The organism is Flagellimonas lutimaris (assembly GCF_003581615.1).
GTDB lineage: Bacteria > Bacteroidota > Bacteroidia > Flavobacteriales > Flavobacteriaceae > Flagellimonas > Flagellimonas lutimaris.
The window spans coordinates 132,070-144,454 of the sequence record NZ_QXFH01000077.1; the positions used below are offsets into that span (position 1 = coordinate 132,070).

14 protein-coding genes are annotated in these 12,385 nt (G+C 37.1%); 4 read left to right on the plus strand and 10 right to left on the minus strand.

The genetic code is table 11. The features are described from left to right. Positions 1 to 176: 176 nt before the first annotated feature. Positions 177 to 665: a tyrosine-type recombinase/integrase gene (locus tag D2V08_RS14800; protein WP_119608953.1), complete on the minus strand. Its 489-nt coding sequence runs from the start codon at positions 663 to 665 to the stop codon at positions 177 to 179. Between the two features lie 55 nt (positions 666 to 720). Here D2V08_RS14800 and D2V08_RS14805 point away from each other — a divergent pair, with 55 nt between their 5' ends. Continuing rightward, positions 721 to 1,626, plus strand: coding sequence for a TolB family protein (locus D2V08_RS14805; RefSeq protein WP_119608955.1), 906 nt, complete (start codon positions 721 to 723; stop codon positions 1,624 to 1,626). A 170-nt stretch (positions 1,627 to 1,796) separates the two neighbouring features. Here the strand turns inward: D2V08_RS14805 and D2V08_RS14810 are convergent, their stop codons facing one another. Both D2V08_RS14810 and D2V08_RS14815 read right to left on the minus strand, forming a co-directional pair. Next, positions 1,797 to 2,543, minus strand: a complete 747-nt coding sequence (locus tag D2V08_RS14810) for a LytR/AlgR family response regulator transcription factor (RefSeq protein ID WP_119608957.1) — start codon at positions 2,541 to 2,543, stop codon at positions 1,797 to 1,799. Continuing rightward, entirely contained in the window at positions 2,540 to 3,391 is an 852-nt protein-coding gene (locus tag D2V08_RS14815; RefSeq protein WP_182835570.1) for a sensor histidine kinase, read from the minus strand. The genes D2V08_RS14810 and D2V08_RS14815 overlap by 4 nt, the downstream gene beginning before the upstream one ends. A 416-nt stretch (positions 3,392 to 3,807) precedes the next feature. Here D2V08_RS14815 and D2V08_RS14820 point away from each other — a divergent pair, with 416 nt between their 5' ends. Continuing rightward, complete coding sequence (locus tag D2V08_RS14820) at positions 3,808 to 5,604, plus strand: serine hydrolase domain-containing protein (protein WP_119608961.1); 1,797 nt, start codon at positions 3,808 to 3,810, stop codon at positions 5,602 to 5,604. A gap of 192 nt (positions 5,605 to 5,796) precedes the next feature. Next, complete coding sequence (locus D2V08_RS14825) at positions 5,797 to 6,684, plus strand: hypothetical protein (protein WP_147374158.1); 888 nt, start codon at positions 5,797 to 5,799, stop codon at positions 6,682 to 6,684. A gap of 174 nt (positions 6,685 to 6,858) precedes the next feature. On the opposite strand, the gene D2V08_RS14830 is transcribed toward D2V08_RS14825, so the two are convergent. Beyond that, positions 6,859 to 7,521, minus strand: a complete 663-nt coding sequence (locus D2V08_RS14830) for an FMN-binding protein (RefSeq protein ID WP_182835571.1) — start codon at positions 7,519 to 7,521, stop codon at positions 6,859 to 6,861. A gap of 616 nt (positions 7,522 to 8,137) precedes the next feature. On the opposite strand from D2V08_RS14830, the gene D2V08_RS17405 reads away from it, so the two are divergent. Further along, on the plus strand, positions 8,138 to 8,284 hold the full coding sequence (locus D2V08_RS17405) for a hypothetical protein (RefSeq protein WP_182835572.1): 147 nt from the start codon (positions 8,138 to 8,140) through the stop codon (positions 8,282 to 8,284). 20 nt (positions 8,285 to 8,304) lie between these two features. Here the strand turns inward: D2V08_RS17405 and D2V08_RS14835 are convergent, their stop codons facing one another. The 6 genes from D2V08_RS14835 to D2V08_RS14860 all read right to left on the minus strand — a co-directional run bounded on the left by D2V08_RS14835 (position 8,305) and on the right by D2V08_RS14860 (position 12,308). Beyond that, complete coding sequence (locus tag D2V08_RS14835; RefSeq protein ID WP_119608966.1) at positions 8,305 to 8,691, minus strand: group III truncated hemoglobin; 387 nt, start codon at positions 8,689 to 8,691, stop codon at positions 8,305 to 8,307. Between the two features lie 102 nt (positions 8,692 to 8,793). After that, positions 8,794 to 9,228 (minus strand): RrF2 family transcriptional regulator, encoded by a 435-nt coding sequence (locus tag D2V08_RS14840; RefSeq protein ID WP_119609662.1) that lies wholly within the window; start codon positions 9,226 to 9,228, stop codon positions 8,794 to 8,796. Positions 9,229 to 9,335: 107 nt separating this feature from the next. Further along, a complete protein-coding gene (locus D2V08_RS14845; protein WP_119608968.1) occupies positions 9,336 to 9,593 on the minus strand; it encodes a hypothetical protein in 258 nt (85 codons plus the stop codon). A 24-nt stretch (positions 9,594 to 9,617) separates the two neighbouring features. Beyond that, positions 9,618 to 10,400, minus strand: a complete 783-nt coding sequence (locus D2V08_RS14850) for an ABC transporter permease (RefSeq protein WP_119608970.1) — start codon at positions 10,398 to 10,400, stop codon at positions 9,618 to 9,620. Further along, complete coding sequence (locus D2V08_RS14855; RefSeq protein WP_119608972.1) at positions 10,393 to 11,106, minus strand: ABC transporter ATP-binding protein; 714 nt, start codon at positions 11,104 to 11,106, stop codon at positions 10,393 to 10,395. The genes D2V08_RS14850 and D2V08_RS14855 overlap by 8 nt, the downstream gene beginning before the upstream one ends. After that, positions 11,103 to 12,308, minus strand: a complete 1,206-nt coding sequence (locus tag D2V08_RS14860; protein ID WP_119609663.1) for a nitrous oxide reductase family maturation protein NosD — start codon at positions 12,306 to 12,308, stop codon at positions 11,103 to 11,105. The genes D2V08_RS14855 and D2V08_RS14860 overlap by 4 nt, the downstream gene beginning before the upstream one ends. Positions 12,309 to 12,385 lie beyond the last annotated feature (77 nt).

Here is a 12,385-nt window from a genome sequence, read left to right on the forward strand (position 1 = left end):
CGTGAATTGCGCAGCAATGGAGCAACTTGGTTGAGGCCGAAGGCTTTCAAATCCGTCCCAACTTGATTATATACTGAACTTTGTTGGGTATATACCACCAATTTGGTTGGCTATGCCCAAGTTTTGCAATTTATGGTTCAGTATAGTTTTCAACCTTTTATGCAATATAAAGATAATTATAGGTCATCAAACGGGTTGTTGATATTTTTGATGCTATTCTCGGTTTCGTGGGTATATATCATGGTGGTCTTAGGATTATTGTGTCCCAAAAGCTCTTGGATATAACGGATATCGGTTCCACTTTCCAATAAATGTGTTGCAAAACTATGCCTTAGCGTGTGAAGAGTAACCTTTTTCCGTATTCCCGAACTAATAACAGCTTTTTTTAAAACGCTTTGTGCACTGCTGGCACTGTATTTTAATGCTTTTTGACCTTGAAACAGATATTCTTTCGGCCTGAACTGTTTATAATACTCCCGAAGAATCTTCAGAAAACTGGGGGAAAGTAATGTGTATCTATCTTTTTTTCCTTTTCCGCCCTTTATGTGTATCAACATTCTTCCACTGTCAATATCATCGATTCTGAGATTGATAGCTTCACCTATTCTTAGTCCTCCAGCCAATTTTGCCCAAATGAAATTTGAATATGCGGAGGACGGTAGCATGGCAGGGAGGAAATATTATGATGCGAAGAACCAAGAAATAGAAATGGATTAGTAGATGTCATATAGAAGAACAATAATTATAGCTATGGTATCTGGAATCATTCTTTCTGGCTGCAATAGTTATCCCGACCCATTTTTTGAATATCAGGATGCCACAACACCGGCAATGTTGGGTCAGGGAACTTTGTCCAGAGATTCATTACAATGGAACAATGCTTTTGTAGCCACAACCAAGGAGCTTTACTATACCAAAAGCCATGCAACAGGGGCCGATATCCGAAAATTTGTTTGGGAAGAGGGTGCTTTTATGGATATGGGCAAAGTTGATTTTCCTGAAAACGCTATTCACTCGGATGTGTATGTGGACGAAAAAGGGGAGGTGATGTTGTTTTCCTCAACCATGTTGGAAAACGAAACGGATACCATTGGTGATTGGAACATTTGGAAGTCTGAAAGAGTTGGCGGGGATTGGCAAAAGCCGGAGCTTTATTTTTCGCGACCGATGCCCGAGAATGAATTTTATCCCATCTTGGCGGATAGTGGCAATCTTTATTTTACAATAACACCGCACGGTTCACAAAATGGGGATATTTATGTTTCTAGATTGGTGAATGGCGTATATGCATCACCAGAACCGCTGGACCCATCTATAAATTCCGAGTCCAATGAAGGGGATGCCTTTATAGCTCCAGATGAAAGCTATATTATTTTTGCCAGTTTCGACAAGGTGGAAAGCTCGGGTAAATCTGATTTATATATTAGCTTGAAAAAAGCAGACGGAAATTGGTCCCAACCCATCTGGATGGGCAGGGAAATTAATTCGGCTGGTTTTGATGGCAGTCCCTTTGTGACCCAGGATGGAAAGTTCCTAATTTTTACCAGTAGCCGTGGCAGTACTGAAGAAAATCCCTTTTTCAATCATTATATCGTAAGGTTTAACCTAGAACAATACCATCAATAAGCTGTTGTCATAGGCGAATACTTTTAAATAAATGTACCAATTCCTAACGTTTGGGGTGGGGGTGAAGTGGTTTCTAGATTCGCAAACCCATTCTTCACTAATTATTAGCATGGTGGTATAATGGCTATCCAACCAAATTTTTAACCCGTAGCTATCTTAGGAAACGACAATTATTCATCCTTCGATTTTGCCCCTCCTTTTTTACTAATTTCATGGATTATGGCAAGAAATCCCTCTCTATAGTTACTGCTAATAGGTATTTCTTTAGCATCAATGACCACACAGTGTTTTTTGACCGTTTCTATATGTTTTAATGCTACGATATAAGATCGATGTATTCTTATAAAAAGCTTTTTTGGAAGTATTTCCAACACTTCGGATATTTTATAACGTGCCAAAACAGGTCCTTTACTGGTATGGAAAGTGACATAATTACCATCGCTTTCCACGTATTTTATATCCTGAACATACAATTGATGAAATTCAGAACCGCTTTTTATAAAAATTGTTTGTTGCCCAACATCATTTGAAATTTCAGTACTTGAAGTTTTTATACTGCTATTTTTTTCTAATAGCTGTTGAGCCTTCATAACCGCTTGGAGCAGTCTATTGAATTCAATGGGTTTTAAAAGATAGTCCACCGCTTTCAATTCATAACTCTCCAAAGCATATTCAGAATAGGCGGTAGTAAATATAATAAGTGGTGGATTTTGCAAAAACTTAGGGAAGCTGATCCCCGATAATTTTGGCATGTTTATATCCAAGAAGATAACATCGACGGTATGCTTTTGAAGGTGTTCAAGCGCATCTAGGGGATCTCTGAACGTTTTCTCCAAATCGATAAAAGGAATGCTGCTTAAATGGAATTTAAGTACATCAATAGCAGCTGGTTCGTCATCAATTATTATACAGTTCATAAGGGTCTTTCATCGAGTTGCAGCTTAAGTAAAGATATGAAATGCCCCTTATCTTCATTTGCTTCCAACGTATGGGTATTTGGATACAGAATGGAGAGTCTCTTTTTTAAATTATCAAGTCCAAAACCCGAAGACTCATCCTTTAAGCCAGAGATTCCTTGATGTATTGTATTGGTTACCTTAAAACATAATTTATTTTCTTCTACCTCGAGCGAAATATTGATCAGGGATTTTGTTTTGGGATCAATACCATGTTTGATTGCATTTTCAACAAAAGGGATGAGCAGCATCGGGCTTATGTCTACATCCTTAACATCGCCTTTGATCTTAAAATTAATATATACCTCGTCTTCGTCGGCGATACGTAGTTGATATACCTGAATAAAATTTTTGAGGTGATGAATTTCTTTTTCAAGAGGTACTTTATCTTCATTCGTTTCATAAACCATATAACGCATTAATTCTGCGAGTTTAGCAATTCCATCTGCTAACTCCGGCACATCGTGCTTTAGTGATTTGGCATAAAAACTATTTAAAACATTGAACAAAAAATGAGGGTTGATCTTGGATTTTAAAAAAGCCATTTCTGTGGAAAGCTTTTCTTCAAGCAATACACGTTTAAGTTTTTCATTTTGTATCCAATATTTAATCAGTGCGTAGGATAAAGCGACTAACAAAATAAAAAAACTGACCACTGAATTATAAAGGAAATACACTAGGAAAGATTCGTTTGCGGAAGAAAAGAAAACAGCTAAATACCTATAATCCACTATACTCTCAAATAGGTTGATGGCTATGAAACCACTTAACAAAGAAATTACCAAGGCCCTTATTTTTTTAAGGCGCAAAAATTTTGGGACCAAGAAAAATGACGTAGTGTAAAAAACAGTAGTGTTCATAAGCATCCCGAAAAGTAAAGCAACCCAATAAGGGCCTTTGTCTTTCCTGAAGTCACCAATAGTCGATGTATAGTTTAGAATTAGAACGTACCCTATTCCCCAAACTAAAACGTGAATTATGGGCTCTATATATTTTTTCATTATGAACAGCTTGGTATCAAAAGTAGCGTTTAAAGTAAATCAAATTCGTTAAAAGGACAGAAGGTATTATTGTAGGGACGAAAATGCACTTTCCTGTGAAGTTTATCCTTTTTCACATATTTATAAGTTTCCACCACAGGAAAATAGGTGCTAATCACATTCCTTTTTTTGAATCATTCAAGCATTCTATTATTGCTGAACAATACTTATAAAATCAAAAGGAAATGAAACAGGTTACAGCAATTATAATCGCCTTGGTCTTAGGGATTAATTCTTTTGGGCAATCAAGTTCCAATAAAGAATTAAAAAAGGATATCGATGCACTATTTGAAAGTTATGCGCACTACAATCGCTTTGTGGGAAGCGTTTTAATAAGTGAGAACAATACCATTATCTATCAACAAAGTTTTGGTTATGCCGACATAGTGGATAAAAAAAAGAATACCAAAAACTCGATATTTAGTATTGCCTCGCTAACCAAATCATTGACGGCGGTTGGTATTATGAGATTGGTGGAAGATGGCAAACTGACATTGGAAGCTCCTATTTCAATTTACTTCCCAGATTTTATGCCTGATTATTCAAAAGACATTACCATTCAACATTTGCTCAATAACAGCTCTGGTATGGAGGCCAATATTGGTAGGAAAGATGATAGTGGAAACGGCCTTATGCCTGAAGTATCTTCAATTACTTTGGATGAACTTTTGGAAAAATTTAAGGCTTCAAAATTAAAATTTGAGCCAGGAACAGGGTATGAATACAATAATTTTGGCTACTCGCTCTTAGCAAATATTATCGAAAAAGTGAGCGGTCAATCCTATGCCGACTATATGGAACAAGCTGTTTTTAAACCTGCAAATATGAAAAATACAGCAGTCGCAGCATTTAAACCAAACCACCAAAAAGCACAGCCGTGTTTAGGTTTGGGAATGAATGAATTTCAAAACTTCAGTTCCCCCTTTCATCCTTCTTGGCTTCAAGGAGCGGCCGATATAAATTCGACCACATTTGATTTATTCAAATTTATGCAAGCGCTGGAGAATGGCACCTTATTAAAGGTAGAATCAAAGAGTAAGCTGTACAACGTAACGCAAGCAATGGGCGTAAATGATAAGTTATCTGGATTAGGTTGGGTAATTGAACAAAAAGGAGAAGAGAAATGGATATATAATAACGGATTGCTTCCCGGCTATGCTTCAGTGATGGGTTCATTGCCAGAAAGAGATATTAAAATAATCGTTCTATCCAATGCTACTTCTGTAAACCCTGTATTAGAGGAGTTTCAAGGTGAAGTTACTTTTGTACCAGAAATTACCGATAAAATCATTTCACTGTTTCAAGGTAAACCTGCAGAAAACCTGCCGTTACCAATTAAAAGTAAAAGTATTGCTGATTTTACCAATACTTATCAATTGGATGATGAACACGCACTTGTTTTAAAAAAGAGAGAAAGCACATATTCATTAGAAACAGCCGGTAAAGAGCCTTGGTCTGTTTTTACTTATGCATTTTCTAAAGACGTGAATGATAACACTGAAGCCTGCGAAACTGCACTATTTTTTGCCAAAGCCTGGAGTACTCAACAGTTTGAAGGACTTTCAGATTACGGTAACGAACAAATGAAAGGATTTCTAGGTACCCAGCAAGGACAGGATCAATTAAAAGGAATGTGGGCAAATTTCATAAACCATGCAGGTGAATTCAAGGCATACAATATCTACAATATTGAGGGCGAAGAAGTTAAAAATATTCACATCAGGTTTCATTTCGAAACAGTTGATATTGGAATGGTAATAAGTGTAAACGCTGCAAATAAAATACAAGGAATGTTTATGGATGATGCTGTTAAAACTAGTCATGTCACAAAAGTTGTGCTTGTTCCCGTGGGGGGAAATAAATTCTTTGTTGATGGACACAGAAATGGTGGTATGCAGGATTTAGTGATAACAGTATCCGATGAGGGATTAATCTTAATAGATGGTTCCGTGAATTTTAAAGCTGAAGCTTGTAATCCTTAAAAGAAAAAGCCAGCCGCAATGGATTAAAAAACAGCAGTTAAGAGCGAACTTATTAATTCTATTCTATGGTCTGTCTTTATTTTTAAACTGAAAATTAGCACAAATATACCCGCTACTTTTCATATACAAATCCGTTATGATAAGAGTGGCTGAAAACATCAAGGTATTTATAGCATATTTTAAATTTAACTAATGAAAACACCGATTTTTATATTGTCAATGTTTGTGATAGGAATGGTTACAAATAGTTGTAATTTCAAGAAAGAGGACTTTAAACAAGGTAAGTCAGTGTCACAAGAAGAGTTGTTTCTTGGTCAAAAGCCTCCAGGTCTTATTCCAGAACTCTTTGCTCTTGGTATAGTTTCAACAAATCATCTAGAAGTTTTGGCTGCAATTTCACCTAATTTAGATGAGTTTTATTTTGCAAGACAGATAAAAGGTGAAGTCTCTAAAAATTTGGGAATTCGATTCGAAAATGGAAGTTGGAATACCTTTATGGAAGAACCAAACACAGGTGAAATGTTTATTTCTACAGATAATAAAACCATGTTTTTGGGGAATAAATATAGAGAAAGAACACCAACTGGTTGGTCAGGAGAAAAAAGTTTGGAGTCGCCATATGACCAAATCCCCATTATGCGACTGACATCGTCGGTTTTAGGTACTTATGTTTTTGACGAAAGGGATTCTATTGGAACACTTAGAATGTCTGTTGTAAAAAATGGAATTCGTGAAGAGCCCATAGAAATGGGAAATGTATTCAATTCTGGAACTTATATAGCACATCCTTTTATTGCAACAGATGAAAGCTATATCATTTGGGATTGTGAAAAAGAAGATGGATATGGTAGTTCTGACTTGTACATTAGTTTTCGGACAAAAGATGGATCTTGGGGAGCAGCCATAAACATGGGTGAAGATATCAATTCTGACATGGAAGATAGTTACGCAAGTGTTACTTCGGATGGTAAATACCTTATATTTCATCGCGTAAAATTAGGTGACACTTTTGACGAGAGTTATGCCGATATTTTTTGGGTTGATGCTCAGATTATTGAAACGCTTAGACCTAAACAATAAAAATAACTAACGCTAACAATGGTAATAATTCATCATAGTTTTTTAAACTATGGAAGATGCTGAATTAGCAGTAATTGAATATATGGAGGTTTGGTTTAATAGAAGAAGGTTGCATTTTTCTTTAAATAATAAAACAACAAGTCTTGAAAAGCGATTCATTTGTAAAGCGACCAATTACTGAAAAAACACTTCATATTTTTTTAGGTTATCATTGATCATTTCTACTGTTAGTGTTGAGGTTATTGTGGCTCCTGAAATCCCATCGACTATCTTACTTCCAGGTATTGCAATTTTACCATTTTGTTTTAGTCCAAAGGTATTTGTCGCAAAATTTACCTTGGTGCCCACGAATTGATTTTCAAAGTCAGACAGAGTAATAGCAGCACCATATCCATCCGATTCCGCTACATGGTCAAACTCAACTTTTTTAATTTCCAAGGTGTTTTTGTCAATCAGAAATGTTCCTCGAATGTTTCCTCCAAACCCTTTGTTGGACATGATAATCATGACTTCATTGTTGATGTCGGTTCCAAAAATGGGATAAACATTGCTTTTTCCTGTTTTGGTAATCTTTTTAAAGAGATTGATTGCTTCGGAGATGTTTACACTATCAAGATTTTTATTTTCATCTATGGTCCAGCAATGAAACTGGGTCTCAAAATCAACGGAATCTGAAGGTGAAATACCTAAGTATTGTGCAACCCTTTCCATTTCCAGGGATTTTTTGGGTGGTTTTTCAATATCTATTGATATTGGATCGGGGACACTTTTTTCATTCTGTTGTTTACAGTTCCACATTCCAAGAAGCACTAGAGGAATCAAATATTTTGCATTCATGTTTCTAAGTTTTGTATATAATTTTCTATGGCTTTTCAAAGCTTGGGACATTAGCAATCTCAAATTTGGGAAAATTGTTGTATAAATAGAATGATTGCCATCATATTGGAGTAAAGATTTGGAAATGGTTAAACTTTACCATTACCGCCTAATTAATTATGTTTGGATTGTAGGTTCTACAACCCCGACGAATCACTATATAGGTGGTATTAAAGCACTGTCAACTAACTGATTGATAGTGTTTTTTTGTTTTTTATGCGTTCATTTGAATTCATTTAAATACATAAAAAGGTATCGAGTTTTGTGAATGCTTCGGTATGTTCCTTGTGCATAATTTAGTTACAGTTTGACGCTATTTATGGGTGTTTTGCAAACCTGTTTTGTTAAATCCAAAAATTATGTATTATACTAAATTACAATACTTTAAAGGTTTTTCTCTTTACAAGAAACACTTCCAACAATCCCGAGAAATTGACCATTTATGCCGCCCTGCTCGTTCAGAAAACGAGGCGGTTCGTTCTGAAAATTAGAGGAGCCAAATTCATTTGTTCGAACTGGATCTCCGAACTCATATCTTCCAAAAAGTTGGAAAAACCATTTTTTATTAACAATTGTGTTGAGGTATTCATATTGGACCAATCGATGGAACAACGATTTAGATTCGGATGAGGTGGAATATGGTAGCACGCTTCAACTGCATGAAGATGGCACCTTGGAGCTCGAACGTATTGGTGAAGATGAGTCCCAAGATGAGGGTGTTTGATCTATTGAGGGCAATAATATCTAAATGCTCTTATTATTTTGAAAATATTCAATCTTCAATTGGAACATCTCGGCCATTTTTGTGGCCCTGAACTTGGCCTCTGCAGCTTTATCGCCTGAGAAATTTTCATCAATGGTCTCAAAAAAAAGTTGCTTCCAACGATCAAAATGTTTTGCATCGACCGGGAGCTTGGCATGGGGAGCAAAGGGACTACCTTGATAGGTGTGTTCCTTCAATAATACTGTTTGCCAAAAACGGTACATTTTTTCTAAGTGGTTCGGCCAATTATCTTGTATCACCTCATTAAAAATATCGGCCAAAAGGGGGTCTTTACGAACTTTTCCATAGAAAAAATCTACCAAGAGTTTAACCTCTTCTAGACTTATTATCTCCTTTGTTTTGATCATTGCATTTTAAGGATTCAATAGATTTTGACATGTTTGTTATATCCATCCAATTGTGATATCAACCGTGTTCCAACATTTATTTAGGGAAGTGTCCTCAGTCTTTTAGCGCTTTAAATAGGTCAACCCTACTTCTAAACCTGTAGCTAGTTCAAATAAACTAGTGCTTTCCAACATATTTCGGAGGTCGGTTCGTATATCAAGAAACTTGTCATGTAGAGGGCAGGGTTTTTGTGCGTTACATTCCTTTAGCCCTAGACCGCATCCCGTATATATTTTATCGCCATCAATGGCCTTGACGATCATGCTCAACTTTACCATATCCATATCTTCCCGTTCAATTTCGAACCCGCCCGTGGGCCCCTTTACGGAATGGATGATATTATTTCTAGTGAGCTGCTGTAAAATTTTGGCAGTAAAGGCTATAGGTGAATCGATTTCTTTTGCTATTTCATTGAAACTGACACGTCTTTCTTCCAAAGACTGAAGCGTAACATAAACTGCAGCCCTAATACCATATTCACAGGCTTTTGAAAACATCATAAGAGAACTAATTTTAGTGTAAAGATACGATTAAATAATATAGGATATAATTGTCTTTTATTTGTTTTGCCTAATCATTTATTAAAGGTCACCAATAAATCGATTTAGGTGCCTTGAGTACCAATAAAAATGTATGCATACCTTCTACTGGATGTGGTCTGATTTACAAAGCGATAATGAAGCGAAGTGGTCAACCCCGCATATACACAACCCAATAATGCATTGTGCGAATGGGCATGGACCATAAATTTATAGTTGAACCCAAAGAAAAAAATGGAGCGAAGTAGTATACCCAATACAGCAGCGATACCAAAATAAGTAATAGCAATTCGTAAATGTTTTCGGTAAATGTTTTCCTTCATGAGTTATTTATAATGCTACCCCAGTTAAAAATCCTTTCTTTTTGCTTTGTACCGCAATCCCAATAAGGGCAATATGGTCCATAGCAACAGAATAGCCATGGAGATCAAGAATCCCAAATCGGTTCCAAAGAATTTTTTAAAGATGGCACCGGTATAACCCAATAGGGCCGAGATATCCAATTTGAGCAATATCAATATTCGTGACAGATCTATGGGATTGAGTGCAGTGGCCACCAAGGAAAAAGTATCCAAGGGATATTCCTCAAACATAATGAGGGACATGAGAAACAAGCCATCGTAGACCACGGCCAAGAAAAGCCATAGCAATACGGCATATCCAAATCCCTTGATCTTGTTTTCGTTGGATATGGCGATCACAAAGGAAAGTCCCACGAATATAAAAGTCAAAAAAGCTCCTGTGACCAATAAAAGGGAGAAATCAAAAATTGCATCGCTCCTTAGCAGGCCATATAATAGAAATGGGATTCCCAGGCCCAATACCAAACTAAGGGTCAACGAGCCCGCCACGCCAAAATATTGCCCCATAAAAATGGAACTACGTTTGATGGGCTGTGCCAATAAAAGTTCAGTGAATTCTCGGGAATTGTAATAGTACATCACCCCGAAAATGGTTCCTATCAATGGAATCAGGATAATGATCACGTTCATTAAGGTAATCACAGCCTTGGAGACATCATTGTTTAGGAACAACAACACAAAGCCAAGAGCGAGGTAAAACAGAAAGTAAACGTAGCTCCAACGGCTGCGTATAAGATCGTAAAAACTGTATTTCAATATTTTAAGCATGGCTATCCGAAGTCGTTATGGCCGCAATGGCATGTTCAAAATTCGTTTGTTTGGTCTGTTCCATTAGTTTCTTGATACTCCCTTTAAAATAAATCTCCCCTTCCAGAAGATAGAGTATCTCATCGGCCATTTCTTCCACAAATTGCATAATGTGCGTGGTGATCAAAATGGTCTTTCCTTGGGCTTTTTCTTTTTGGATCAATTCCTTTAAACGAATCAGGGCCTTTGGATCTAAGCCTGTGGTGGGTTCATCCAAGATGATTAAGGGACTGTCAAACATAAAGGTCAGTACAATGTTCACTTTTTGTTTGGTACCACCGGAAAGGGTTGACAGTTTTTTGTCCAAGAAGGGGCCTAGTCCAAATAACTCGATAAGCTCTTTCTCAGCACTAGGACTGTTCCTTAGGTCTTTGATCATGTTAATCAATTCCTTGACCTTGATGTTGGGAGGAAAATTGGCGATTTGGGGGAGATAGTCAATTTTTTTGCGGTATTTCCAGTCCTTTTTGATGGTCCTGTCCAGTACAGTGATACTACCTTTATCGGGAATTACCATGCCCAGGATACTCTTGATTAAAGTAGTCTTGCCCGAACCGTTGGGTCCAAGAATGGCATAAATATGGCCTTCGTCTATGGATAAATCTACTCCTTTCAATACTTGGTTTTTTCCAAATCGCTTATGAAGATTGTTTATTGCAATGGTCATGATCGTATTTTCATTAAAGGTTGGGCATCTTTTAAATTATCTGGTGTGAAGACAGGGGAGACTCGTTCGGAGAAATCAATAATATCCATGAAAAGGCTCCGCAACAAAACAATGGTTTCCGGGGTTCGGTTCACTACATAGGAAAACAATTTCACTGGACGATAAGGTACATCACCAATACCATCTTTGTCGAGATCATAACCGGTATAACTGCTCCAAAAGTTCCCTTCGAATACATTGTCGTTCAGTTTGCTGTTATAAGAAATGTCGAAGGAATTGTAAAGGAAATTGTTGCCCTTAAAACTATTGGTGTAGCAAGCTCCAATAACCCGAATGGCCCAACCGTTTCCTTTAAAGTCATTGTCGATATATTTGATCCGGTTAGATCCTTCTATATTTATACCAATGGTATTTTCTTCAAAGATGTTTCCACTGATTTCCGCATCGTTGATTTCTTTTAATAGCATACCGTAGGCCGCTGTGCCCCAATTCTTTCGAAAAGTATTGTTCTTCATGGTGATGAACTTGGAGAACATGACTGCCACTCCGGCACCATTGTTCTCAAAAGTATTATGGGTATAGACATCTTGGTCGGAAAACATGAAATGGAGTCCGTACCGAAGATTGTCCCTGCTCACATTATCGGTAATGGTAATCTGGTCGGAGAATTCCAAATAAATACCATCCCGGGTTCCCTGGACATGGTTTTTCCTTACTTCTATATCCGAGGAATACCAAAGTTGGATTCCATTTCCCGAATTGTATTCATCCACAGCTTCTCCGATGATTCTATTATGGTATACTTTGCCATGGGATGATTTTTCCAAATAGATACCGAAAAACAATTGCTCCAGTACCATATTTTGGATGAGGAAATTTTTGCTTCTAATTACCCGGATGGCTGCATTATCCTTTGTGTAACTTACTCCTACATTGATGATGAATAGACCGTCCAAAGTCACGCCGTCCGATTGAATCCTAAAGATTTCCCCTTTTTTTTCTCCGTCGATAATAGGGTAATCAACTCCTTTGATGACCAAGGGCCTGTCCACCAGAATTTCAAATTCTCTATAGGTTCCTTTTTGAACCAATAAGGTGTCATGGGCATTGGCTTGTTGAATCGTCTTCTTGATGGAACTATGCTCACAGGTTGGGCAGACCGACCAGGTCTTGGCCCATACCAATGGCCCCAACAAAAGCATAATCAACCTTAGGATATATTTGTGATGTGGATTGTTGAATATCATGGTGTCTTTGTAATTGAAGTACTCAGTGGCAC